This window comes from Duganella violaceipulchra, from assembly GCF_019166075.1.
GTDB lineage: Bacteria > Pseudomonadota > Gammaproteobacteria > Burkholderiales > Burkholderiaceae_D > Rugamonas > Rugamonas violaceipulchra.
This window is the reverse complement of the sequence record NZ_JAHTGR010000011.1, coordinates 165,758-190,638: the sequence shown is the minus strand read 5'-3', so window position 1 is coordinate 190,638 and position 24,881 is coordinate 165,758. Positions and strand designations below refer to the sequence as shown.

Annotated in this window: 23 protein-coding genes; 5 read left to right on the top strand and 18 right to left on the bottom strand. The window is 64.0% G+C overall.

Annotated features, from left to right (window positions below; genetic code table 11):
- Positions 1 to 120: 120 nt before the first annotated feature.
- The 7 genes from KVP70_RS21030 to phaC all read right to left on the bottom strand — a co-directional run bounded on the left by KVP70_RS21030 (position 121) and on the right by phaC (position 8,419).
- On the bottom strand, positions 121 to 1,206 hold the full coding sequence (locus tag KVP70_RS21030) for an ABC transporter ATP-binding protein (RefSeq protein WP_217944114.1): 1,086 nt from the start codon (positions 1,204 to 1,206) through the stop codon (positions 121 to 123).
- Between the two features lie 2 nt (positions 1,207 to 1,208).
- Positions 1,209 to 2,147 carry a carbohydrate ABC transporter permease gene (locus KVP70_RS21025; protein ID WP_217944112.1) on the bottom strand — a complete coding sequence of 313 codons (939 nt, stop codon included), beginning with the start codon at positions 2,145 to 2,147 and terminating at the stop codon, positions 1,209 to 1,211.
- Positions 2,148 to 2,179: 32 nt separating this feature from the next.
- Positions 2,180 to 3,064, bottom strand: a complete 885-nt coding sequence (locus KVP70_RS21020) for a carbohydrate ABC transporter permease (protein WP_217944110.1) — start codon at positions 3,062 to 3,064, stop codon at positions 2,180 to 2,182.
- A gap of 3 nt (positions 3,065 to 3,067) precedes the next feature.
- Positions 3,068 to 4,309 (bottom strand): ABC transporter substrate-binding protein, encoded by a 1,242-nt coding sequence (locus KVP70_RS21015; protein WP_217944107.1) that lies wholly within the window; start codon positions 4,307 to 4,309, stop codon positions 3,068 to 3,070.
- A 56-nt stretch (positions 4,310 to 4,365) separates the two neighbouring features.
- Positions 4,366 to 5,745, bottom strand: a complete 1,380-nt coding sequence (locus KVP70_RS21010) for a GH1 family beta-glucosidase (RefSeq protein ID WP_217944106.1) — start codon at positions 5,743 to 5,745, stop codon at positions 4,366 to 4,368.
- A gap of 172 nt (positions 5,746 to 5,917) precedes the next feature.
- Positions 5,918 to 6,481, bottom strand: coding sequence for a polyhydroxyalkanoate synthesis repressor PhaR (gene phaR / locus KVP70_RS21005; protein WP_020706485.1), 564 nt, complete (start codon positions 6,479 to 6,481; stop codon positions 5,918 to 5,920).
- Between the two features lie 201 nt (positions 6,482 to 6,682).
- Positions 6,683 to 8,419 carry a class I poly(R)-hydroxyalkanoic acid synthase gene (gene phaC, locus KVP70_RS21000; protein WP_217944104.1) on the bottom strand — a complete coding sequence of 579 codons (1,737 nt, stop codon included), beginning with the start codon at positions 8,417 to 8,419 and terminating at the stop codon, positions 6,683 to 6,685.
- A gap of 46 nt (positions 8,420 to 8,465) precedes the next feature.
- Between phaC and KVP70_RS20995 the strand changes: the two genes are divergently transcribed.
- Positions 8,466 to 8,690, top strand: coding sequence for a hypothetical protein (locus tag KVP70_RS20995; protein ID WP_217944103.1), 225 nt, complete (start codon positions 8,466 to 8,468; stop codon positions 8,688 to 8,690).
- A 17-nt stretch (positions 8,691 to 8,707) separates the two neighbouring features.
- Here KVP70_RS20995 and pgeF read toward each other — a convergent pair whose 3' ends face one another.
- Both pgeF and KVP70_RS20985 read right to left on the bottom strand, forming a co-directional pair.
- Complete coding sequence (gene pgeF / locus KVP70_RS20990) at positions 8,708 to 9,496, bottom strand: peptidoglycan editing factor PgeF (RefSeq protein ID WP_217944102.1); 789 nt, start codon at positions 9,494 to 9,496, stop codon at positions 8,708 to 8,710.
- Positions 9,496 to 10,527 carry an RluA family pseudouridine synthase gene (locus KVP70_RS20985; protein WP_229224975.1) on the bottom strand — a complete coding sequence of 344 codons (1,032 nt, stop codon included), beginning with the start codon at positions 10,525 to 10,527 and terminating at the stop codon, positions 9,496 to 9,498. Before KVP70_RS20985 ends, pgeF begins: the two co-directional genes overlap by 1 nt.
- Positions 10,528 to 10,616: 89 nt before the next feature.
- On the opposite strand from KVP70_RS20985, the gene KVP70_RS20980 reads away from it, so the two are divergent.
- The gene (locus tag KVP70_RS20980; RefSeq protein ID WP_070272506.1) at positions 10,617 to 11,417 is read left to right on the top strand and encodes an outer membrane protein assembly factor BamD; all 801 of its coding nucleotides are present in this window, start codon (positions 10,617 to 10,619) and stop codon (positions 11,415 to 11,417) included.
- Between the two features lie 145 nt (positions 11,418 to 11,562).
- On the opposite strand, the gene yaaA is transcribed toward KVP70_RS20980, so the two are convergent.
- Positions 11,563 to 12,330: a peroxide stress protein YaaA gene (gene yaaA / locus KVP70_RS20975; RefSeq protein ID WP_217944100.1), complete on the bottom strand. Its 768-nt coding sequence runs from the start codon at positions 12,328 to 12,330 to the stop codon at positions 11,563 to 11,565.
- A 35-nt stretch (positions 12,331 to 12,365) separates the two neighbouring features.
- Here yaaA and KVP70_RS20970 point away from each other — a divergent pair, with 35 nt between their 5' ends.
- The 3 genes from KVP70_RS20970 to KVP70_RS20960 all read left to right on the top strand — a co-directional run bounded on the left by KVP70_RS20970 (position 12,366) and on the right by KVP70_RS20960 (position 15,080).
- Positions 12,366 to 12,815 (top strand): putative toxin-antitoxin system toxin component, PIN family, encoded by a 450-nt coding sequence (locus tag KVP70_RS20970; protein ID WP_217944099.1) that lies wholly within the window; start codon positions 12,366 to 12,368, stop codon positions 12,813 to 12,815.
- Between the two features lie 68 nt (positions 12,816 to 12,883).
- Positions 12,884 to 14,074, top strand: coding sequence for a pyridoxal phosphate-dependent aminotransferase (locus tag KVP70_RS20965; protein WP_217944098.1), 1,191 nt, complete (start codon positions 12,884 to 12,886; stop codon positions 14,072 to 14,074).
- Between the two features lie 16 nt (positions 14,075 to 14,090).
- Entirely contained in the window at positions 14,091 to 15,080 is a 990-nt protein-coding gene (locus KVP70_RS20960; RefSeq protein ID WP_217944097.1) for an HD-GYP domain-containing protein, read from the top strand.
- Here the strand turns inward: KVP70_RS20960 and KVP70_RS20955 are convergent.
- From KVP70_RS20955 to KVP70_RS20920, 8 genes are all read right to left on the bottom strand, one after another.
- A complete protein-coding gene (locus KVP70_RS20955) occupies positions 15,077 to 16,123 on the bottom strand; it encodes a tetratricopeptide repeat protein (protein ID WP_229224974.1) in 1,047 nt (348 codons plus the stop codon). The genes KVP70_RS20960 and KVP70_RS20955 overlap by 4 nt on opposite strands.
- Complete coding sequence (locus KVP70_RS20950; protein ID WP_217944096.1) at positions 16,120 to 17,013, bottom strand: ExeA family protein; 894 nt, start codon at positions 17,011 to 17,013, stop codon at positions 16,120 to 16,122. The genes KVP70_RS20955 and KVP70_RS20950 overlap by 4 nt, the downstream gene beginning before the upstream one ends.
- Positions 17,014 to 18,813, bottom strand: a complete 1,800-nt coding sequence (gene mshL, locus KVP70_RS20945; RefSeq protein ID WP_217944095.1) for a pilus (MSHA type) biogenesis protein MshL — start codon at positions 18,811 to 18,813, stop codon at positions 17,014 to 17,016.
- Entirely contained in the window at positions 18,810 to 19,196 is a 387-nt protein-coding gene (locus KVP70_RS20940; RefSeq protein WP_229224973.1) for an MSHA biogenesis protein MshK, read from the bottom strand. The genes mshL and KVP70_RS20940 overlap by 4 nt, the downstream gene beginning before the upstream one ends.
- The gene (locus tag KVP70_RS20935; protein WP_217944094.1) at positions 19,181 to 19,978 is read right to left on the bottom strand and encodes a type II secretion system protein M; all 798 of its coding nucleotides are present in this window, start codon (positions 19,976 to 19,978) and stop codon (positions 19,181 to 19,183) included. The genes KVP70_RS20940 and KVP70_RS20935 overlap by 16 nt, the downstream gene beginning before the upstream one ends.
- Positions 19,975 to 20,640, bottom strand: a complete 666-nt coding sequence (locus tag KVP70_RS20930) for a PilN family protein (protein ID WP_217944093.1) — start codon at positions 20,638 to 20,640, stop codon at positions 19,975 to 19,977. Before KVP70_RS20930 ends, KVP70_RS20935 begins: the two co-directional genes overlap by 4 nt.
- Positions 20,637 to 21,575: a type IV pilus biogenesis protein PilM gene (locus tag KVP70_RS20925; protein WP_217944092.1), complete on the bottom strand. Its 939-nt coding sequence runs from the start codon at positions 21,573 to 21,575 to the stop codon at positions 20,637 to 20,639. Before KVP70_RS20925 ends, KVP70_RS20930 begins: the two co-directional genes overlap by 4 nt.
- Before the next feature lie 148 nt (positions 21,576 to 21,723).
- A complete protein-coding gene (locus KVP70_RS20920; protein WP_217944091.1) occupies positions 21,724 to 24,873 on the bottom strand; it encodes a DUF6701 domain-containing protein in 3,150 nt (1,049 codons plus the stop codon).
- Between the last annotated feature and the right edge of the window lie 8 nt (positions 24,874 to 24,881).

The following is a 24,881-nucleotide window of genomic DNA, read 5'->3' as shown; positions in this document are numbered from 1 at the left end:
ATTAAGTTGGCGTGCCCTGTTCTCTATGACAGTTTATACACGAGTGGAACCGGTACCACCGCAAGACGCACCGACGCGGCGGGCCATACCGTGGCGGCCCGGAACTGACCCCCAACGGTTTTAGAGCCGCTGTTCGCTGGCCCCGTCGAAAAGTGAGATGCGCTTGGTGCGGATCGAGAAGCTGATGTCTTTCTCGGTTTCCAGATGCTGCTGGTCCTGCACGATGCCCGCGACCTGGGTGCCGTGAAAGTCCAGCCACAACACGCGGTGCGCGCCCATCGCCTCGATCAGCGAGACCGATGCGCACACCACGTTTTCAGCGCCGTCGCAATTGCCGACGTCGATGTCTTCAGGCCGCACGCCCAGCACACATTCGTGCTTGCTGGCTGGCTGCTGCTTGAAGGGATAATCCGTCACATCGACGGACATGTGTGCGTTGCGGAACACGGTGCGTCCGCCCTCCTGTTCCAGGCTGCCCTTGAACAGGTTCATGCCCGGCGAACCAAGGAAGGTGGCGACGAACAGGTTAGCCGGCTCGCTGTAGATGTTGGCAGGAGTATCGAACTGCTGCACCACGCCGCCCTTCATCACTGCCATGCGCTGCGCCAGCGTCATTGCCTCGACCTGGTCGTGGGTCACGTAGATCATGGTGGCGCCCAGCTGTTTGTGCAGCTGTTTGAGTTCGCGCCGCAGTTCGGTGCGCAGCTTGGCGTCGAGGTTCGACAGTGGTTCGTCGAACAGCATCACGTCCGCTTCGCGCACGATGGCGCGTCCGATCGCCACACGCTGACGCTGGCCGCCGGACAGGTTGGCCGGCTTGCGCTTCAACAGCGGCCCCAGTTGCAGCATGTCCGAAGCGCGCGCGACGCGACGGGCGATTTCCGCCTTCGGTGTGCCGTTGATGCGCAGCCCGAAGGACATATTGGCCTCCACGTTCATGGTCGGATACAGCGCGTACGACTGGAACACCAGCGCGATGCCGCGATCTTTCGGGTCGGCCCAGGTCATGTCCTTGCCGCCGATTTCGATCTGTCCGGAGGTGGTGTCGATCAAGCCGGCGATGGAATGCAGCAGCGTCGATTTTCCGCAGCCCGATGGGCCCAGCAGCACCACGAACTCCCCTGCTTTCACGTCCAGGTTCAACGACTCGATGACCTTGTTGCCGCCCAGCTGGATCTGCAGATTACGAATAGCTACGTTAGACATGTTTAACCCTTCACAGCGCCGGAGGCGATGCCGCGCACGAACCAGCGGCCGGAAATGAAATAGAGAGCCAGCGGCACGACCGACGTCAGGATGGTCGCAGCCATGTTGACGTTGTACAGGCGCTCGCCGGTGGTGGTGTTGATGATGTTGTTCAGCTGGACCGTCATCGGCAAATGTTCGGAGCCCGCGAACACCAGGCCAAGCAGGAAGTCGTTCCAGATGCCCGTGACCTGCATGATGACGGCGACCACGATCACCGGCGTCGACATCGGCAACATCAGCTGCAAGAAGATGCGCCAGAAACCGCCGCCGTCGATACGGGCGGCCTTGAACAATTCCATCGGCAGCGCCGCGTAGTAGTTGCGGAACAAGAGCGTCATCACCGGCATGCCGAAGATGGTGTGGATCAGCACAATGCCCGGCAAAGAGCTGAACAGATTGACCGCAGCCAGCACGCGCACCAGCGGATACACCATCACCTGCACCGGAATGAAGGCGCCCATCATCAGGATCGCGAACAGCAGCCCCGCGCCGCGCGGCCGCCAGAACGACAGCGCATAGCCGTTCACCGCGCCGATGGCGATCGACAGGATGGTGCTCGGCACCACAATGGCGACCGAGTTCCAGAAGCCACCGCGGATACCGTTGCATTCCAGTCCTGTACAGGCCGACTGCCACGCCTGCAGCCACGGCTCCAGTGTCGCATGCATCGGCAGCGCGAACAGCGTGCCGAGGCGGATCTCCTCCATCGGCTTGACCGACGTCACCAGCATCACGTACAGCGGCAGCAGGAAGAACAGCGCCGCCACGATCAGGAAGCCGTAGACGCCGATGCGGGCCGGCGTCCACGCCAGCTTGCGGCGCGGCTTGATGGCCGGCGGCGCGCCTGCGGTGCTGTCGTTGGCGGCGGCTCCCGGCGCCAGCCCTGCTGCTTTTTCCATTCCTGCCTTATCGAGTTTGACGACCTGTCCCATCATGCCCCCTTGGCCGCGCGGCGGTTGCGCACATAGTACAGCGGCGCGACGATGGCCAGCACCGTGGACAGCAGCACGATCGACGCAGCCGAAGCGAGACCGATATTGGCGCGGCCGAACAGGTAATCCATGATGAACTTGGCCGGCACTTCGCTGGCCGTGCCCGGACCGCCCTGCGTCATCGCGACCACCGAGTCGAACACCTTCACCACCATGACGAACAGCAGCACGAAGGCGGTGGAGACGGATGCCCCCAGCATTGGCAGCACGATGCTGACGTAGACGCGCCAGCGTGGGATGCCGTCGATGCGGGCGGCCTTCCACAATTCCTCGTCCACGCCGCGCAGGCCGGACAACATCAGCGCCATCACCAGCCCGGAGGCTTGCCACACGGTGGCGATGACGATGGTGTAGATCGCCATGTCCTGGTCGACGATCCAGTCGAACTTGGCGTCGGCGAACCCCAGCTTGTGCAGCACTTCCTGGATGCCCAGTTCGGGATTCAATATCCACTGCCAGATCAGGCCCGTGGCCACGAATGACATCGCATACGGATACAGGAAGATGGTGCGCAGCGCGCCTTCAGCCATCACCTTCTGGTCGATGAACACCGCCAGCAGGAAGCCGATGACCAGGCAGGCAGCGATGAACAGCACACCGTACACGGCGACGTTTTGCAGCGACAGCAGCCAGCGCTCGTTGTTAAACAAGCGGATGTACTGCGAGGCGCCGACAAAGTCGCTGGCCGGGAAGGTGCGCGAGCTGCTGACCGACACGCGGGCCGTCCACAACATCGTGCCCAGGTAGGCCAGCAGCACCGTCAAGGCCATCGGGATCATGGCGATGTAGGCGGCGATGGAAACGCTTTGACGCTTCTTGGCCATGGCTTATTGGTCCTTCAGCGCGCGGGCAAAGGCTTTTTGCGCGTCGTCCGGCGACTGGTTCTTGTTCCAGTAGCTGGTCAGCACGTCCTGCAAGGCGCCAGTGGTGTCCGGCGTCGCCAGCATTTCGGCGTTCGGCAGCTGACGGCTCTTGTCCTTGATGATGGCCAGGCCCTGCTTGGCGCAGATGTCGAGCGTCGATTCATCGACGTCGCCACGGATCGGGATCGCCCCCTTGCGCGAATTGAAGGCCACCTGCGCGGCCGGAGAAGTGACCACCGTCGCCAGCAGCTTCTGCGCCTTGATGGCGTTGGCGTCCGTGGTTTTCGGGAACACGAAGGCATCGCCGGCGACGATGTATGGCGCTTTCGGGCCGAAGCCGGGGAAGCAGCCGAAGTCCTTGCCCGCCACTTGCTTGGCCGACGAGAACTCGCCCTTGGCCCAGTCGCCCATGATCTGCACACCGGCCTTGCCGCTGACGACCATCGCCGTCGCGTCGTTCCAGTTGCGGCCCGGCGAGCCTGCATCCACAAAGGCTTTGAGCTTCTTGAAGTCGACCAGCACCTGCCTGAAGGCCGGCGACATCACGGCTTTCTGGTCGCGGTCGCGGTACACCTTCAGGTACAAGTCGGAGCCGCCCACCATCGCGAAGATGGCGTCGAAGGTGATCTTCTCCTGCCATACCTGGCCACCGAAGGCCAGCGGCACCAGGCCCGCAGCCTTCAACTTGGCCAGCTGCGCCAGGAACTCGTCCCAGGTCTGCGGCTCGTTGGTGATGCCGGCTTTTTTATACGCGGCCTTGGAATAGAAGAACCAGGCCGGCATATGGATGTCCACCGGCGCGGCGTAGAAATGGCCGTTGATCTTGATCGCGGCCAGGATCGACGGCGGCATGATCTGGTCCCACTTGCCGGCGGCTGCCACGTCGTCGACGTTGTTCAGCAATCCCTGTTCGACGAAATCGCGGAACTGTTTGGAGGTGTTGAACTGCGCGGCCGTCGGCGCATTGCCGCCGACGATGCGGTTGATGGTGGTGGCGCGCGACTGGTCGGCGCCGGCGATGGCGTTGTCGATCCACAGGCCGCCGGCCTTGTTGTACACGTCCGCGAACTGCTTGACCGCCTGGGATTCGCCGCCCGACGTCCACCAGTGGATCACCGTCGCTTTCAACGGTGCTTGTGCATGGGCTGCGCCGCATGCCGCCACGGCAAGCGCGATGGCGCCCGCCAGTTTTGAAGCCTTGAACATTCTGTCTCCCAGTGGGCGTCGAGCGCCCATTTTATTCGGATAGCTTTGCCGGATGTCTAACTTTTTGCGGATCTCTCGGCCAAAAATTGCGCCACCAGCCTGGCGCTGCGCTTCAGCGTGCGCTTTTGCGTGGCGTAGTCGACATGGATAATACCGAAACGACGCTCGTATCCGAAGGCCCATTCAAAATTGTCCATCAGCGACCAGATAAAGTAGCCGCGCACATCGACGCCCGCCTTCACCGCCTGGTTCACCGCCTCCAGGTGACGGTTCAGGAACGAGATGCGCTGGCGGTCGTCCACTTCGCCGCCCACCACCTCATCGTCGGTGGCCATGCCGTTTTCGGTGATGTAGATCGGCGGCAGGTTCGGGTAGTCGCGGTGGAAGCCGACCAGCAGGTGGCGCAGGCCGTCCGGGTAGACCTCCCAGCCCATCTGCGTGCGCTCCACGCCCTCCAGGTCCACTTCGTGATAACCGTGCTTGCCGTCGCTGACGACGTTGGTGCGGAAGTAGTAATTGATGCCCAGGAAATCGAGCTTGCTGCCGATGATGTCCATGTCGCCGGCCAGCATCAGCGGTTCGGCGCCCGGCCACAGTTCCCACAGCGCCGATGGATAGGACTTCTTCAGCAGCGGATCGAGCACCCAGTTGTTGTGCTGAAGTTCAAAGAGCCAGGCCGCGCGCTGGTCGGCGGCGCTGCCGCCGGTGCTGGTGCCCCGGCCGACATTGGCGACAATGCCCACCTGCGCCGCCGGATCGTTGGCCCGCAGGTGCGCCACCGCCAGGCCGTGGCCCAGCAGCAGATGGTGCATGGCCTGCGTGGCGAAGACCACGTCCTGCTTGCCCGGCGCGTGGTGGCCGGTGCCGTAGCCGTGCATGGCCGAGCACCACGGCTCGTTCAGCGTGGCCCAGGCGTCCACCAGCCCGGCCAGCTCCTTGCTGATCATGTCGGCGTATTCGGCGAAGCGGTAGGCGGTGTCACGGTTGACCCAGCCGCCCTGGTCTTCCAGGTGTTGCGGCAGATCCCAGTGGTACAGCGTGACGTAGGTCTTCAGGCCCTTGGCGCGCAGCGCCGTCAGCAGCTTGCGGTAGAAGGCGATGCCCAGTTGGTTCGGCTGGCCGTCTTGCGTCATCACGCGCGGCCAGGAGATCGACAGGCGATAGGCGCCGACGTTCAGGCTGGCCAGCAGTTCGATATCCTCCGGCCAGCGGTGGTAGTGGTCGCAGGCGACGGCGCCGGTGTCGCCGGCCAGCGTCTTGCCCGGCGTGGCCGAGAAGGTGTCCCAGATCGAGGGAATGCGGCCGTCTTCGGCGACGGCGCCCTCGATCTGGTAGGCCGCCGTGGCGGCGCCCAGCAGGAAATCCTTGTTCCACAGGACCGAATCGGCCGGCGGCGAGAACGTCTGTTCCAGTGCAACTGATGCATCAACTACCACAGCAACTCCTTCGTCTATGCGTGAAGTGGAAGCGCTTCCACCGATGTTGTCGATAGTACTACTGAAGAAATTCTGGTGTCAACGAAATTCTGGAGTTTTTGTAACTTGGCTACAAAAACGGCACAGCGACCGAGGTGGCTGTGCCGTCTTGACTGCTGCGGACCGTGAAGGATTACTTCTTGTCGGTCGGTGGCACGCCCGGAACGAAGGGGAAGGTGCCGAAGATGTTCTTGCTCTGGCTTTGCATCTGTTCCTGCATCTGCACGAACAGGCTCTTGCTCTGGTCGATGTAGTTGTTCATCATGCCCTGCATCATCGGGCCCTGGACGTTCATGAACTGGGTCCACATTTCCGGGCTGAAGGGCTTGCCTTCCAGGCCGCCGGCGGTGGTGCCGGTGAACTTGCGCTGGATGTCGGTGAAGGCCTGGACGTTCTTTTCCAGGTAGGAACCCATCATGCCCTGCATGGCGTGGCCGTAGAAGCGGATGATCTGCGCCAGCACGTCGCTGGAGAACATCGGCGCGCCGCTGGCCTCTTCTTCCAGGATGATCTGCAGCAGGATGCTGCGGCTCAGGTCTTCATTGCTCTTGGCGTCGACCACGGTGAATTCTTCATTGTCCAGCACCAGCTGCTTGACGTCGGTCAGCGTGATGTAGGAACTGGTCTGCGTGTCGTACAGACGGCGATTCGGATATTTCTTAATCAGGCGTTCAGCATTTTTTTTCGCACTACTCATCACAAGTCCACTTATTGCGCCGCAGCGCGTACTCTAACAATTCGAAAAAAAAGCGAACTTCGGTCCGCTTTCCCACTAGCCTACTTTTTCTATTATAGAGGGGAAAAAGCATGTCTTGCACAATCTGATATAACTTTTGGGTTTTATTGCAACGCAACCAAATTTACAGATAGACAATAGTATGCTTTTTCCCTGCTGAAATTAATCTGCACGTACCTTCACATAGCGGCCGGGGGCCGGTTCGATGGCCTGGTAGCGGGCATTGCCGGGCTTGGCCTTGGGCTTGACGTCTTTGCCGCCGTGCTCGGCCAGGAACTTGGCCCATTCCGGCCACCAGCTGCCGGGGTTTTCCGTCGCGCCGGCCATCCATGCTTCGCCATCCTGCGGCTTGGCGGCGGCACGGCCCAGCGGCTTGTCGTTGGTCCAGTAGCTGCGCTTGTTCTTCGCGACCGAGTTGATCACGCCAGCGATGTGACCGGACGCGCCCAGCACAAAACGGTTGGCCTTGACCTTGCCCGGATTGAGGATGTTCATCGAACTGAAGGCCGACATCCACGGCACGATGTGGTCTTCGCGCGAGCCGTAGATGAAGGCCGGCGCCTCGATGCTGCTCAGGTCGACCTTCTGGCCCGCCACTTTCAGCTTGCCGGTCTTGAGCTGGTTTTCCAGGTAGGTGTTGCGCAGATACCAGCAGAACATCGGGCCCGGCAAATTGGTGCTGTCCGAGTTCCAGTACAGCAGGTCGAACGGCGGCGGTTCGTTGCCCTTCAGGTAGTTGGACTGCACGTAGTTCCACACCAGGTCGTTCGGACGCAGGCTGGAGAAGGTGCTGGCCAGGTCGCGGCCCGGCATCAGGCCGCCGCCCTTCAGCTGCTGCTCGCGCATCGAAACCTGGGCTTCGTCGACAAACACGTCCAGCACGCCGGTGTCGCTAAAGTCAAGGAAGGTGGTCAGCAGGGTCAGGCTGGAGGCCGGCTTCTCGCCTCGCGCCGCCAGCACCGCCAGCGCCGTCGACACCAGCGTGCCGCCGACGCAGAAGCCCAGCATGTTCATCTGGTCCTGGCCGCTGATATCCTGCACCACATGGATCGCTTCGATCACGCCCTGGTCGACATAATCGTCCCAGGTGGTGCCAGCCAGCGACTGGTCGGGATTGCTCCACGAGATCAGGAACACACTGTTGCCCTGCTCCACCGCAAAGCGCACCAACGAGTTTTCCGGTTGCAAATCAAGGATGTAGAACTTGTTGATGCAGGGCGGCACCATCAGCAGCGGGCGCTGGTGCACCGTGGCCGTGGCCGGCTTGTACTGGATCAGCTGGAACAGCGGATTTTCATACACCACCGTGCCCTCGGTCGTGGCCAGGTTGCGGCCGACCTCGAACGCCGATTCGTCCGACAGCGAGATATGGCCCTTGTTCATGTCGGCCAGCATATTGGCCAGGCCCTTGGTCAGGCTCTCGCCCTTGGTTTCGATCAGCTTTTGCTGGGCTTCGGGATTGGTGGCCAGGAAGTTGGCCGGCGACATGGCGTCGATGATCTGCTGCACGGCAAAGCGGATCTTCTGCTTTTGCTGGCTCGAGGTGTCGACCGTGTCGACCATGGCATTCAGGAATTTGGCGTTGAGCAGGTATGATGCCGCATTGAACGACGACATGGGATTGCCCTGCCAGGCGGACGAGGTGAAGCGGCGGTCGGCCACATCGGGCGACTTGCCGGACAAGAACTCCTGCCATAAATCGCCAAAATCTTGCAGATACTGGTTTTTCAGCTGCTCCATGGCCTCTGGTTTCACCGAGGCGCCCACATCCTGCATCATGGCGGCCAGCGGATTGGCGTCGGTGGTGGGCGCCATATTGAACCAGGATTGCCACTGACCGGGGTCGCTCATCTGCGACATCCAGGCGTTGGCAATGGCTTGAGGATCTGGCAAATTCATGTTTGATTCCCTAAAAATAGTTTAAATATCTTTAACTGGGCTGCTGATGCTGATTGTTGCTATTGCTTGGATCTACGTGGTCGGACTGATGGCTCTGACCGAGCCCACCGTCGTTGCGGGAATTGTAACGTTTTTGTTCTACTGCGTGCTGCCCTTGAGCACGTTGATTTACATCTCGGGCACCGGCAAGCGCAAAGCCCGGCGCCGCGCGGCCGAATTGGCGGCACACGAGGCCCGTCAAGCCGCGGCCCAAACCGCAGCCGAAGACTAAGCCAGCGCCGCGTCGATTCATTTGATCCAGATCAGCGCCGCCTGCCGGCCGGTGACGCCGTCGCGCCGGTAGGAGTAAAAGCGGCCGGAATTGGACACGGTGCAGAACTCGCCGCCATGCACCTGCATCACCCCTGCCCGATGCAGCACGTAGCGCGCCAGCGCGTAGATATCGGCCAGGTACTTGCCCGGCTTGCCGGCTACCGGGGTAAACGCCGCTTCCACGTGGCGCACGCCGGATGCGTCGACCGCACCGTTGAGGAAAGCTTGCTTCACCTCATTGCCGACCTCGAACTGGTAGGCGCCGATCGCCGGGCCCATCCAGGCCATCAGCTCGCCGGCGCCGGCCGCGCGCATCGATTCCACAGTATGTTCCAGCACGCCGGCGGCCAATCCGCGCCAGCCCGCGTGCGCGGCCGCCACGGTCTTGCCTTCGACATCGCAGAACAGCACCGGCAGGCAGTCGGCCGTCATGATGACGCAGGGCTTGCCCGGCGCGGACGAGAAACTGGCGTCCGCCTCCGGCACCTCCTGCGGCCCGATCCGGGCCACATCGACCACCGCCGTGCCGTGCACCTGCGACAGCCAGGCTGGCCTTCCCGGCAGCAAGGCACACAGGATTTCGCGGTTGCGGGCCACATTGTGCGGCTGGTCGCCGACGTGGGTGCCCAGGTTCAGGCCGCCGCCGCCCATGCCGTCGTCATACGGCACAGGGCTGACGCCGCCCCGCCGCGTGGTCGACAACGCCCCCACATTGCCTGGCAAGCCAGGCCAATGCGGGACCAGCCAGTGTGACGGCGTCGACATCAGATACCTTCCGGTACCTCGATGCCGGCGCGCGTCAGCAGCTCGGCAAAATCGTCGGCCAGCGGCACGGTCCACTCGCATTGCTCGCCGGTGGCCGGATGCACCAACCCCAGGCGACGCGCCTGCAGCGCCTGGCGCGGAAAATAGTCGGCCAGGTGCTGCTTGCCGTAGGTGGTGTCGCCCACCAGCGGGAAACCGATCGACATCATGTGGACGCGAATCTGGTGGGTGCGGCCGGTTTCCAGACGGCACTGAACCAGGGTCACGGGACGGCCTTCGCCCAGCTTGCCGCCGCCCAGCACCTGGTAGTGGGTGATGGCCGGCTTGGAGCCCATGCCGGTCGACACCGCCATCTTGATGCGGTCTTTCGGGTGGCGGCCCATCGACGAGTCGATCGTGCCGCTGATGCGCGGCATGCCCCAGACGATGGCGAAATACTCGCGCTTGACGGTGCGCGCGGCCAGCTGGCGCACCAGGTCGGTCTGGGCCGGCAAGGTCTTGCCGACCACCATCAGGCCGCTGGTATCCTTGTCCAGCCGGTGGACGATGCCGGCGCGCGGCACGCCCGACAGCTGCGGGCAGTGGTGCAGCAGGCCGTTCAACAGCGTGCCGGACCAGTTGCCGGCGCCAGGATGGACCACCAGGCCGGCCGGTTTGTTGATGACCATCAGGTGCTCGTCTTCGTAAACGATGTTAAGTTCCATCGGTTCCGGTTTAAAAGCCTCGTCTTCCGGCGCCGGTTGGGGCAGAATGACGATCTTCTCGTCGCCGTAGACGGTGTCCTTGGTGCTTTTGGCCGGTTTGCCATCGACAGTGACGAAGCCGTCGGTGATCCACATTTGCAGGCGGCCGCGCGAGAATTGCGGCACCAGGTGGGAAATCACCTTGTCCAGGCGTTGGCCGCAGACTTCGGGGGTCAGTTCCAGTTGGATCGGAGCCAGACCGTCATCCTCGCCAACATCACCGTCTTGCGCGTCCTCGAGGTGCAGCAGGTCGGCGTCGGATTCGTGATCGGAGGAAGATTCGGCCAAATTCGGCTTTGGAGTTAATATCACAGCATTCCCATCGGCTATAATCAGCCTATTGTAAAACTTTGGTTAAACAGCTTCTTGCAAAACATATGCAAAAAAAATTGAAAGTAGTCGCAGCAACGTTGGTTCTGCTTAGTTTGTCCGCTTGCGGTTTGTTCTCGGAGAAAATCGACGAGACTAAAGGTTGGAGCGCTACGAAATTATACTCGGAGGCGAGCGAAGAGCTGGAAGGCCAGCACTACGAACGCGCAATTCAGTTGTACGAGAAGCTGGAATCGAGCTATCCGTTCGGCACCTACGCCCAGCAGGCGCAGATGCAGATCGCTTACGCCTACTACAAATCCCAGGACCAGGCCCAGGCGCTGGCAGCCGTGGAGCGCTTCATCAAGCTGCACCCGAACCACGCCAACGTCGACTACATGTACTACCTGCGCGGCCTGATCAACTTCAACGACCAGATCGGCTTCCTGAACTTCATCTACGAGCAGGATGCCACCGAACGCGACCCGAAAGCCACGCGCGAAGCTTACGCGGCCTTCAAACAGCTGGTGGACAAGTTCCCAAACAGCAAGTATACGCCGGATTCGCTGGATCGTATGCGTTATCTGATCAATGCGATGGCTTCGTATGAAGTTCACGTGGCGCGTTACTACTACCGTCGCGGCGCCTACCTGGCAGCGGCCAACCGCGCCATGGGCATCATGAACGACTACCGCGACTCGCCGGCGATCGAAGAAGCGCTGTTCATCATGATCCGCAGCTACGACAAGCTGGGCATGACCGAACTGCGCGACGACACCATGCGCGTGTTCAAGCTGAACTACCCTGCCAGCAAGTTCCTGGACGAAGGCAAAAAAGCCGAACGTCACTGGTGGAAGCTCTGGAACTAAGTTAAAAGCTGACAAAAACCGGGACCCAGGTCCCGGTTTTTTATTATTTACAACGGGGTCAAGTCTGACATTCGGACACGAGCTCTGCCGTAACAGCGCCTACGGCGGAGCTCGTGTCCGAATGTCAGACTTGACCCCAGTGGGTTTATTCAAGCCGGCGGCGGAAAATCCAGGTTTTGTCGTCCGAATCCTTCTTGTCGAAGGCATAACCGTCGACGTTGAATTTCTTCAGTTTCTGCGGATCGGTGATGCCTTTGACGGCGGCGAAACGCGCCATCAGGCCACGCGCGCGCTTGGCGTAGAACGAAATGATCTTGTATTTGCCGTTTTTCCAGTCTTCGAACTGCGGCGTGATCACCGGCACGTCCAGCAGCTTGGGCTTGACCGACTTGAAATATTCCTCGGACGCCAGGTTGACCAGCGTCTCGGCGCCCTGCTCGGCCGCGGTCTGGTTGAGCGCCTCGGTGATGGTCTCGCCCCAGAAGGCGTACAGGTCCTTGCCGCGCGGATTGGCCAGGCGGGTGCCCATTTCCAGCCGGTGCGGGTGGATCAGGTCCAGCGGCCGCAACATGCCGTACAGGCCGGACAGGATGCGGATGCGCGCTTGCGCGTAATCGAGCTGGACCGGCTTGAGGCTGCGCGCGTCCAGGCCGCCGTAGACGTCGCCGTTGAAGGCCATCACGGCCTGGCGCCCTTCGGCGGTGTCGTGGGTCCAGCTTGCGTAGCGGGCAACGTTGAGCGCCGACAGGTTGTCGGACAGGTCCATCAGCTCGCCGATCTGCACCGGCGAAAATTCGCGCAGGCGGGCTATCAGCTGGGCCGAGTGGTCGAGAAAATCAGGTTGGGAGTGCAACTTGGTGGTCGGAGGGGTCTCGAGGTCGAGACTTTTTGCAGGCGAAAGCACTATCAGCATAAGATTCCAGATAAACATTTTTACGAACTAAGCACATGATACCTGTTCCAGAGAAACTCACACCGACGCGCATCGTTATCGATACCAACGTCTGCCTCGACCTGTTCGTGTTCAAGGACCCGCGCTGGGCCGCGCTGCTGGCCGCGCTGGAAAACGGCACGGTCGAAGCCATCACCCGCTCCGATTGCCGCGACGAGTACAACATCGTGCTGCACTACAAGCACCTGCCGCTGGACGACGATTCCCGCCCGCTGGCCGCCGCCCGCTTTGACCAGCTGATCACCGTGGTCGCCCCGCCCGAGTCCGGCATCCGCCTGCCGGTCTGCACCGACAAGGACGACCAGAAGTTCCTCGAAGTGGCGCGCGACGCCAACGCCGCCATCCTCATCACCAAGGACAAGGCGCTGCTGAAACTGGCCCGCCGGCTGGCCAAGGCCGGCATGTTCAAAGTCATCGTGCCAGAGGCGTGGAGCCCGGAAAGTTAAGGTTTTTTCACCACACTAAACCCGGCGCGCTGAGCTAGAATAGGCTATCTGTCCACTCTACAGCCGCCATGAATAGCCGCAATAATCTGCCGAACAGCACGCCGACCACGCCGACCTTGACCAGCCGCCTGCCGGCCGTCGGCACCACCGTGTTCACCCGCATGTCCGTGCTGGCCGCGCAAGCGAACGCCGTCAACCTGGGGCAGGGTTTCCCTGATTTTTCCTGCGAGCGCAGCCTGCTGCAAGCCGTCAACGACGCCATGCAGGCCGATTTCAACCAATATCCGATGATGACCGGCGCGCCGGTGCTGCGCCACGCCATCGTCGACAAGATCGCCGCCATCTACGGCCACCAGTACGACGTCAACACCGACATCACCGTGACCGCCGGCGCCACCGAGGCGCTGACCACCGCCATCCTGTGCTGCGTGCATCCGGGCGACGAGGTGATCGTCATCGAACCGAGCTACGATAGCTACGTGCCGGCCATTACGCTGGCCGGCGGCGTGCCGGTGCTGGTGCCGATGCAGGCCGGCGCCGACGGCTATTCGGTGCCATGGTCCGAGGTAGCGGCCGCGGTCAACGGCAACACCCGCCTGATCGTCATCAACAGCCCGCACAACCCCACCGGCAGCGTGCTGCGCGCGGCCGACCTGGACGCGCTGGCCGACATCGTGCGCGGCACGGACGTGCTGATCCTGTCGGACGAAGTCTACGAACACATGGTCTACGACCGCCAGCGCCACGAATCGGTGTGCCGCCATCCGGAACTGGCGGCGCGCGCCTTCGTCGTCTCCAGCTTCGGCAAGACCTACCACGTCACCGGCTGGAAGATCGGCTACGTGGCCGCGCCGGCCGCGTTGTCGGCGGAGTTCCGCAAGGTGCACCAGTACAACGTCTTCAGCGTCAACACGCCCATGCAGCACGGCATCGCCAGCTACATGAGCGATCCCAAACCCTACCTGGATCTGCCGGCCTTCTATCAGCGCAAGCGCGACCTGTTCCGCAACGGCCTGAAGGGCTCGCGCTTCGAACTGCTGCCGGCCGACGGCACCTATTTCCAGTGCGTGCGCTACGACAAAATTTCAACGCAAACGGAAGCGCAGTTTGCGGAGTGGCTGACCACCGAGATCAAGGTGGCGGCGATACCGGTATCGGCGTTTTACCAGCAGGGCAAGGAATCGGGCATCGTCCGCTTCTGCTTTGCCAAAAAAGATGAGACCCTGGCACTCGCGTTGGAGCGACTGGGCAAAGTTTAATTCGGGGACAAGAATCATGGCCGATACCAACCAAGCAGACGCGCCCCTCACAGCGGGCGAGTTCGCGGAACCAGAGCCGCCGCCATCGGTGCTGCACTTGCTCAACCAGTCCAACCGCCGGCTGGAGCGGCTGCTGCAAAACCTGCGCAACGAACACAACGCCGAGAGCGAATTGCGCGACATCGCGCGCGACGTGATCCACGCGGTCGACCTCAATCCCGACATCGCGCTGGCCTGCATCTTCCTGTGCCAGATCGCCGGCAGCTACGCGGTGCGCCATTGCATCGAGACGGCCGTGGTGGTGGTAGTGATCGCCCGCAGCCTCAACAAGAACGCCACCGAAACGCTGACCGTGACGGCCGCCGCGCTGACGATGAACGTCGGCATGCTGCGCCACAACGACACCTTCCAGAACAAGAACACCCCGCTGACCAGCGAGGAAATGTCCATTGTCCGCCGCCATCCGGAGGAAAGCGTGGACATGCTCAAATGCGCCGGCATCCAGGACGACGAGTGGATCTCCTGCGTGCTGCTGCACCATGAGAACGACGAAGGCAGCGGTTATCCGGCCGGCGTCGCCAGCCCCGAGGTGACGCAGAACGCCAAGCTGCTGAGCCTGGCCGATCGTTATTGCGCGCAGGTGTCGGCCCGCAATTACCGCCGTTCCATCCTGCCCAACCTGGCCTTGCGCAACCTGATCGAAGACAAGGCGGCGCCGGTCGACGCCATGCTGGTGCAGGTGTTCCAGCGCGAGCTGGGCGATTTCCCGCCGGGCGCGCTGGTGCGATTGCAAAGTGGAGAGATCGGCGTGATCAGTCGCCGTCCGGGTGGCGCCGGTGGTGTGCTGATCCATTGCCTGCGCGATCCATCGGGTGCGGTGTTGTCACCGGCCCCGCTGCGCAGCGCCGCCGACGAGGCCGGTACGATAGCCGAGGCCTTGAGCGAAGACGAGGCGTCGATCCGTTTCAGCATGAAGCAGATCTGGGGCCAGCAGGCCAGCCTCTAGCGCGACAGGGAATCGATCTTGCGGTCGATGAAGGCTTGCAGCTCCGGCGACAGGCCGTTCGACGCGCGGGCGCGGCGATAGGCTTCGCGCGCTTCCGGCAGATGCATGTCCGCTTGCAGCGAAATGCCCAGCCCCATCCACCACACGCCGTTGCGCGGCGCCAGCTTGAGCGCCTCACGATAGTATTGCGCCGCCTCGGTGTGACGCTGCTCGCGCTGCAGCACGCCGGCCAGGAAGGCCTGGTACTCGGCGCTGTTGCCGGCGTACGGCAAGGTCGTCATCAAGGTTTCCAGCGCCGGACCGCCCTTCTCCAATTGCAGGCGCGCCAGCACCATCGCCAGGCCGGGCTGGCGCGGATCGATGCCCAGCGCCAGACGCAACTGGCGCACGGCGTCATCGTTGCGCTTTTGTTCCAGCAGCAGGCTGATGTTGGTCTGGCGCGCCGCTTCGTTGCGCGGATCGATTTCCAGCGCGCGGTCGAGGTCGGCCAAGGCGGCGCTGATGCGGCCTTCCTGCAAGGCCACCAGCGCGCGGCGATAGGTGTTTTCCGCCATCTGCTGCGGACTGATGTCGTGCGTGATCGTGCCGACGCCGGCCGTGTCGTCGGCGCCACGCGGGGCCGCCTGGCGGGCCGGCTTGCGTTCGGCCGGTATTGCGACGGGCTTGCGCGGCGCAACTTCAGCCGGCGCCGCTTCCGGCATCGCGGCGACCTTGACAGCCGCCGATACTTGCTCGGCGGCAGGCGCTGGCGCGCTTGCCTGAGCCGGCGCCACTATGGGCGCGGGCGCCGCTGCCGGTGCCTTGGCCGGCGCGGCAGCCACGACAATCGGCGTTGCCGCCGCGCGATGGGCCTGCCAGTACTCCCAGCCATACCAGCCGCCGCCCACCACCACCGTCGCCAGCACCAGCACGCCGCCGATCACCAACGGCCGCTTGTCGCGCACCTGTCCACCCACCGCGTGCAACTGCTGCTGGCGCAAAGCGCCATCGCCCGCCCCGCCGCGTGCATCCAGGTCCTGCAACATTTTATTAATCAAACTCATTTCGTCAACGCCCAAGTCAGGCCGCACGCGGCGATCAGCAAACTGACGCCGGCCACCAGCCATCGCCAATGCAAGCCCGTCTTCGACGGCACGGTGTCGACCGCCGCCATATCCACATGGCGGCGCGTCACCTGCTGCTTGCCTTCGCCGAAGCATAGCATCAACGACTTGTTTGCCATAATGTTCACCAAACGCGGTATGCCGCCGCTGGCCTTGAACAGCCGGCCGATGGCGCTGCGACTGAACAAACGGCTGCCGGTATAGCCCGCCACGCGCAGCCGGTGGGCCAGATAATATTCCAGATCGTCGCGGCTGAGCGGCCCCAGGTGGTAATGGAAAGTGATGCGCTGCGCCAGCTGGCGGATCGAGTTGGTCTGCAAATGCTGGTTCAGTTCCGGCTGCCCGAACAGCACGATCTGCAGCAGCTTGCGCTTCTCGGTTTCCAGGTTGGTCAGCAGGCGCAAGGCTTCCAGGCTTTCCAGCGGGATCGCCTGCGCCTCGTCCAGGCACATCACCACCTGCTTGTCCTCGCGCGCCAGGTCCATCAGCCGCAGCGTCAGCGACTTGAGCAACTGGTGCTGGTCGACGTCGCGCTGCAGGGGCAGTTCCAGCTCATCGGCCAACGCCAGCATCAGCGTGCGCGGCTCCAGGTAGGGATTGGGGATGTAGGCCGTGACAAAACCCGGCCCCAAGGTCGCCATGAATTTGCGGCACAGCAACGTCTTGCCGGTGCCGACTTCGCCGGTGATCTTGATGAAGCCCTCGCCACTGCGCGCCGCCACCAGCAGCGTGTTGAGCGCCTGCTGCGAATGCGGGCTGGTGAAGAAGAAGCTGGTGTCAGGCGTGATCCCGAACGGCATCTCGCCCAAGCCGAAATGGGCCCGGTACATTTATTTGCGTCCTCCCGCAGGCGGCGCCAGTTGCTGGACCCGGCGGCTGGCGTCGTCGAGGTCCTGTGCATAACTGGCCGCGCCATCAACGATGGTGGGCTTGATCAACACCACCAGCTCGCGCTTCTGCGTGCTGCGTTCGGTGTTGCGGAACAAGGCGCCCAGCACCGGCACACTGCTGATGCCGGGCGCCTGGCTGTTGTCGTCTACGCTGGACTGGCGCATCAGGCCGCCGATGGCGACGATGCGCCCGTCCTGGCCGCGCACCATGCTGTCCATTTCCGACGTGCTCGACGCCGCCAGCGGCAGTTGCAGCGAGCCGGCACTGCCCAGGTTGACGACCTTGTTCACGGTCGACACCTGGCTGACCGACGGATGCACATGCAGCATGATGTTGCCTTCGTCGTCGATCTGCGGCGTCACGTCCAGCACCACGCCGGAGAAGAACGGCTGCAAGGTCACGTTCGGGCTGGTGGTGTTGCCGCTGACGTTGGAGTTGGTGGTGGTGCTGACCCCGGTCACATAGAACTCGTCGGTGCCGATCTTGAGCACGGCCTTCTGGTTGTTCATGGTGGCGATGCGCGGGCTGGACAGCACGTGCACCGAACCCTGCGACTCCAGGAAGGAAATCATGGCGGCGAAATTACTGGTCTGGAACGCCAGGCCGAACAGCGAGCCGGCGTTGTTGGCGGCGCTCACCAGCGCGGAACCGGTGATCGCCGAAATCCCCGCCGTGCCGCCGCTGGTGATCACCGCCGGCTGGCCGCCGCTCGCCGGCAGCGGCGCCAGGCCGGTGCCCGGCGCCAGGAAGCCGCCCGACAAACGATTGCTGCCGCCACCGCCGAACGAGGCGAAGCTGGCCCAGTTGATGCCGCTCTGGAAGCCGCTGTTGAGCTGGACTTCGAGGATCTTGGCCTCCAGGATCACCTGGCGCTCGACGGCCAGGCGGGTCGCCTTCAGATACTGGTCGACGCTGCGCAGCTGCTCCGGCAAGGCGCGCACCACGACCACGCCCGACTGCGGGCTGATCACCACGCTGCGGCCGTCGCCGACACCGCCGACCAGGGCCACCAGCGCCTCCTTCAGCTCGGTCCAAAAATCGGTGGCCGACGAGGTCTTGACGTTGCTGGAGTCTTCCATCGCGTACTGCTGGTTGCCCTGCCCCTGCTGCTGCGGCTGGTTGCTCTGGCCGTTGCTGCCGCTGTTGCCGCTCTGACCGGACACCACCGAACCCACCGTGTTGACCGACGTCGACGACACCCGCACATTGGAGGTGCCCTTGCGCGAAGCGCTCAGGTAGTTGACCTGGAAGATACGGGTCTGCATCGTCAGCGGCCGGATGTAGATGCGCGTGCCTTCCACCTTGTAGTCGTAGCCGTACATTTCGCGCACCGCGTCGAGCGCCTCGAACAGCGTCACGTCTTTCAGGTTGGCGGTCACGGTGCCGCTGACGTCCGGGTGGATCAGCATGTTGTAGCGTGTGCCGGCCACGATGGAATTGTAGAACTGCTGCACCGGCACCTGGTTGAAGGACACATTGAAACGCTCCTCCATCACCGCGCGCGCCTTGGGCAGCTCGGCCGCCATGGTCGCGGCCGGCGGCGGCAGCAGCGCCGCCTCCACCGCCGCCGAACTGGCGGGCTGGGCACGGGCATTGGCGGCGGCGTCGCGCACCTGCTGATCGATGGTGTTGTAGGTGTCGCGCGGCGCCTGCGTCTGGCAGCCCGCCAGCGCGGCGGCCGCGCCCAGGAAGCCGGCCCATCGCAGCAGTGGATGCAGGGAGTGTTTACGTTTGCTCATTTGTTTTTCCCTGTCGGGTCAGCGGCCTCGGCCGGTTTGGGAAACAGGGTCAGGGTTTCCAGATGCTTGCCACGGCGGAGGACCACCGTGTTGTCGTTGATGCGTTCGAGCACCGCGTCGCCCACCTTGGCGCCGGTGCGCACGGTGGCGCCGTCGATCACCGCCAGCCGCCGGCCGCCGGGCGCGCGGCCGATCAGGATCGATTGCAGGCGCGGTCCGGCAGCGACGGCGCCCTCGACTGCGGCCTCGCTTTCGGGCGCGGCCATCATGGCCGGGGGACGGGTCGGGTCGGCCAGCTTCTGCGCGGACGCCGGCAGCGCCAGCAGCAACGGCAGCAGCAACGGCAGCAGCCATGTCAGCCGGCGGTTCATAGTGCTATCCATTTCTGGTCCAGGCTCAGGGTGTACAGGGTCAGCGTCAACCGGGCTTGCGGAAATTGTCCGGCGTCGAGGGCGGCGGCGCCCCACAACAGCTGGGTCGGCATGGCCTCCAGTGCTTCGAGGTAATCGATCATCTCCAGGTAGCTGCCTTGCAGCACCAGTTGCACGCCATGGCGATACAGCAGCGGCGTCGGCGCGGCCGGCGCGGTGGCCGGCGTGCTGGAGACTGCGGCGCCGGCGGACGGCTGCTTGGCCGTGGCCGCTGCCGCCTGCGCGATGGCGGCCGGCGTCGGTTGCGGCGCAGCGGCCGGCCGCACCGGCGCCGGTTCAGGCGCGTCCAGCGCGGCGAAGGTGCCGTCCACCGTGCCTTGCGGCGGCAACGTCTTCAAGGACACCAGGCGCAGCTTGCCGTGGCCTTGCACCATTTGCTGCAGCAACGGCCCCATGCGGTCCGGCGCGACCAATCCTTTTTGCGCGCTGCGCAGCTTGCCGCGCAAGTCGGCGCTTTGCTGCTGCAACGCCGCCAGCCGCTCGCGCACTTCGCGGTCGGGGTCACGGCGCGAGGCCGCATCGAGCTGCGCCAGTTCGGCATCGATGCCGCTGATCTGCACCCGCTGCTGCTGCATGGCGGCGCGCAGCGCGCGCTGGCGCGTGTAGGCCGGGTCGAGCACCAGCTGGAACACCAGGTAGGCCAGCATCGCCGCCGTGGCGCCCACCACCATCAGGCGCTCACGCTGGTTCAGCGCCATCAGCCAGGTATCGAATCTGATCCAGTAGGCTTTCATGGTTGCGCCACCTTGCCGTGCTCGCCGGCGGAGGCCGACTGCAGGCTGAATTCCACATAACGCGGCGCCACCGGCGCCGACGCGCCACCGGCCACCGCTGCCTCGGCGGCAGGCTTGGGTTCATTCATCTCCAGCTGGCCGAAGCTCTTGCCTCGCAATACGGCCTCACTGGCCAGACCGCTCAGGTAGCCCGGCAGCAGGCTGGCCTTGAGCGCCCGCCCCTGCAAGCCGATCGCGTCGCCGCTGCCCTGGATGGTCACGCCGGTCAGCCACAAGCCTTCCACGCCGCGCCGCGCGAAGGCGCGGAAGTAAGCCGAATAGCCGCGCGTCGCGCCCGGTTGTCCCTGCTCCAGGATCGCGGCCACCTGTTGCAGATTGCGGTATTGCGCGCCGGCCTGGTCCAGTTCCTGTTGCAATGCGTCGCTCTTGCGCGGCGCCACGAAGGCGGCGGTGGAGGCGGTCCTGCGCGCTTCGCCGCGGTCCAGCCCGGCCTTGACCGTCGCCGCCTCGCTCTCCAACGCCGCCAGCTCGCTCCTGGCCATCAGCGAGGCGCCGGTCAACACCAGCGCCAGCGCGCCGAGGCCGGCCACCAGCACCGGCGTACCGGCATAATTGGTCTTGCGCTGGCTGCCGGCGTTGAACAGATTGATTTGCTGGCTCATGCACTCACCTGCTCGCGCAAGGCCGCGCCCAGGGTGCGCAGGAAGCCTGCCTGCTGCGCCGGATCTTGCAACAGCGGCGCCTGCTCCAGGTCCAGCACGCTCGCCAGGTCCAGCTGTTCCACCGGCAGGTACAGATTGGTGGCGAGGTAGGTGCGCAAGGCGCCCTCGCCCACCGGCGCCAGCATCAGCTTGGCCACGGCGATGGACGAGAACTGCCGCTCGAAGTGGTCCAGCGAGCGTTGCAGTTCGAGCGTGATGCGGTCGTGCAGATGCTGCACGCGCTCCGGGTCGGGATCGAGCAGCTGGTTCAAGGTGATGTCGATGCGGCGCGCCAAATAGAGTTCGGCTTGATAGCTGACGGTCAGCAGGCCGCCGTCGGCGTCGAAGGCCAGCAGCGCCAGCCCGCGCCCTTCCGGTTCCAGCAGCGCCGAGATGTTCCGCTGCGCCATCTCGCCGATGTCGATGGCCGACAGCGCGATCTTGTTGTCGGCGAACAGCTGCTGGTAGGGCTGCAGCACGCTGTTGCGGGCCGCCACCGCGAACGCCTGGCGCGCATGGTTGGAGCCGCTGGCCTGCGGCACCATCGCCATGTCTAGGGTGGCTTGCTCCAGTGGGAAATCGATCATGTCCTTGACGCGCCAGCCCAGCGCGGTCTTCATTTCCGCCTCCGGCACATTGGGCGCCTCGACCATCAGCAACTGGTAGCCGCCCGCGCCGAGCAGCGTGGTGCAGCGATAGCGGCCGGCCTGCAATTCCTTGCCCAGACGCGCCAGGCTGGCGCCGGCCTGGTCGGCCTGGCCGGGGTAGGAAGCGGCCAGCAGCACGCGCGGCAAGGCGCCGCTGCGGCGCTCGATCGCCGCCGCCTGCACACCGTCCGCCGTCAGGCCGATGGCCAGCCAGCCGTTCTTCTTCTCCGCTTTTCCAAATAAACCCATCGATTGTCTCAAATGATTAAGCACGAGATTCAAACATCGCCGCACATCGTTGATTATATTCAAGTTTCATTGCATTACCGTGCCAATTTCTGGCCTTGCCTCCAGTTTGCCCTCTTATTGCAGGGAACCCAAATAAAGTGACGCGGATTCAATACACTTCCCGCAAGAAAATCACCGGGCTGCGATAAACGCCGAAGGTGACCCGCCCCTGGCTGGTCGGCAGCCAGACCGGCCCATTGACGACGGTGACGTTGGCGCCGCTCTTGCCGGTGGTGCTGCCGGCCTTCAGCGCGGCGGTGGCGCTGCCGTTCTTCATCGTCAATGACGGCGCCGAATTGGGCGCCAGCGCCGGGCAGGCCAGCAGGCAGCTCGCGTATTGGAAGCTGGTAGCCGACGTCAGTGTGGTCACGCTGTCGCTGGTGTTGTTGCGCCAGGCCAGCACGGTGGCGCCGCCGACGGTGCTCTGGCCGTAGTACTGCGCGCCCAGTGCCAGCGCTACCGACAGGCTAGAAGAACCATAGGCGTTCGGCACAAACAGGCGGCCCGCGACAACCGCCACGCCGCCTTCGGCCGCGCCGCTGCGCAGCGAACTGACGCCGTCGTTCGGGGAGCCGGTCTCGGTGGCGCGCAGGTACACCAGCGTCGGCGTCACCCAGTTGTTGGCGTAGGGCGCGCTCGCCACGAACGGCCGTGGCAGCGTGTAAACCGGCAAAGCACTGGCCACCCCTGGCGTGGTGGCGGCAAAGCTGCCGGCGGCGATGCCGTTGGCGCTGATCGCCGCGCCGGACGGACTGGCCGGCGGATTGGCGGTGGTGCTGCTGCCCGCCGCCGACCAGGCCGACAGCGCCACCGCGCGCGCCAGCGCGCCGCGGTAGTTGACCGTAGGCTGATCCTGCAGGTTCATCGCGGTGACGGTCAGATTGAACGGCTGCCCCGAATACGCCATGCCGACGGTGGCCGGGCAAGTCATGCCGGCCGGATCGCAGGCCATGGGCGGCGTAGCGATCGCGGTGTTGAAATGGTCGGGCACGAAGCGGCCGACGTTGACCGGCAACGAATCCACGTCGCCGGTATTGAGATAGCTGCCCTTGATATTGTTGCCGGTGACAGGATCAATCGCAGAGATCAGCGGCGTGATTTCCAACACCCCGACATCGGCATAAGAAAACGCGCTGCCGGTGGCGCTACCGCCGCTGAACGCGCCCAGGCTGCCATTCAACACCAGTTCCGCCTCGGGATTCCTCGGGGCGCCCTGCCCGTCGAACAGCATGTCGGCCAAGCGGTCGCCGACCTGGTCCTTGGCAGCCAACACGGCCAGCCTGACCACGACCGGTGTACTTTCCTTGCCGAAGTTGGGCGCCGGCACGCCGTTGTACATCAGCGCGCTGACCGTCAGCGGGAACGCGGTGCCGGCGGCGATGAATTTGGGATCGCTGAGCGAAGCCGGGAGGCTGGCGTGGTTGCTGGACGGGGCGATCAGCACCAGCTTCTCCGGACGTTCGACAAAGGGTCCGCTGGTGCCGAGGCGAGCGGTATTGTCGCTGACCAGGAATTCGATGCGGCCCACGTCGGCGTAATGGAAGTTGTACTGGCTGCTCGAGCTGGCTTTGCCTCCGACCATGACCACGTCATTGAGCGCGGTCCAGGTGGACGAGTTCTGCGCCGGCTGCGCGCCGGAACGCGCGCACAGCGGCAGCGTGACAGGCGAGCCGCCGACCACGCCGAAGGTGGCGCGCACGCCGGCGTCCTGGGCCGGATCGTGGCAGGACAGCGCGTACTTGAGCTTGATGGTGCTGTCGGTGTTGGCCAGCGCCGTCGGCACCCCCGAGACCACGAAGGTCAGGTACATCGGCATGTCCTTGTTGGCCAGGTTGGTCGTGCCGGTGAAGTTGACCAGCTTGCAAGTCTGGCCGGGATCGTCGAAGGCCAGTCCGTTCACGCACTGGCCGTCGGTGAACATATAGCTCGGCGTAAAAGCCGCCGCCCCCACCAGCGAGCTGACGGTCGAGGTGTCGTTGCCGTCGTAGTAGTCGAACAACTGGCCGCTGACGGTGGCGCTGTTGGTGACCAGGCCGCTGGCTGCGGCCGCCGTGGTCACCCGCAGCGTGATCGGCGGCAGCGTGACGCCGGCCGCCATCGCGCCGCTGTAGGTGCAGGTGAGCGTCTGTCCGGCCATGCCGCAGGTCCAGCCGGTGCCGGTGGCGCTGGAAAAGATCAGCGCCGCCGGCAGCACATCGACCACCTTGGTCGGCCCGCCCTCGGTCAGCGGGCCGTTGTTGCTCACGCTGATGATGTAGTTGCTGACCTGCGAAGGCTGCAACGGCGTCTGCAAGATCATCGAGATGGCGCGGTCGGCGGCCGGCACATTGGGCGCGGCGATCACCTCGGCGTTCAACAGCACCAGGTCCTGGCCGGACTGGTAATCGCTGCGGGCCGAGGTCTGGCCGGCCTTGATGGTCGGCGACGCGACGGTGTAGGCGTCGAAGTCGATGCCGTAGGACTTGTCGTCGCCGTCGATGTTGGAAACCGAGTTGAACTGGTTGCCGGACGGGTTGAGCGCATCGACCATCTCGACGCTGTTGTAGCGCAGGATTTCGCCGCCACCCGACAGCGAGGCGTCGCCCTCCCACGTGATGTGGCCGATCTTGCCGGTCAGGGCGCCGATCGGCGTGGGGATCTTGAAGTTGGCCAAGGTCAGCGTCACGGCCGAATTGCGGATGTACTGGAAGCCTTCGTAGACGTTGAGCACCCGGAACGTCTCGCTGGGATCCGAATACACCACCAGCAGCTGGAAGCCGCCCAGCACGCCCTCCACCGCGCAGTAGGGACTGCCATTGTTGATGGTCAGGTCGTCGATCTTGTAAATGCCGTTGCCCTTGGCCACCACCTGCGCGGTCACGTCCACCGCGCCGGCAAAGAAGTCATAGCCCACCGTGGCCGAGGTGTAGCGGCGGTTGCTGGGCGCTGTCACGGGGTCGCCGTCGAAGCTGACGTCGTAGTCAGGGATCGAGTGGGAGCCGGCCCAATACAGCTGGGCGCTGATGATGGTGGCGCCGTGCGGCACGTCGGTCAGGTGCAGATGCTGCTGGCCGTTCTTGAGCTCGCAGGGGCCGGAGTCGTTGTCCTTGGCGCGCAACGTGGTCTGGGCGCCGGTGAAGCTGACGTTGCCGGCAAAGCTCTTGAACAGCGTGATCGGCGCATCGGCGCGCGCCGGCGCGGCGGCCAGGCCGCACAGCAGCGCCAGCAGACCGGCCAGCCAGCGCGGCGCGGGGTTCAGGAATTGGAAGATCGCTCGCATGTCCGCCT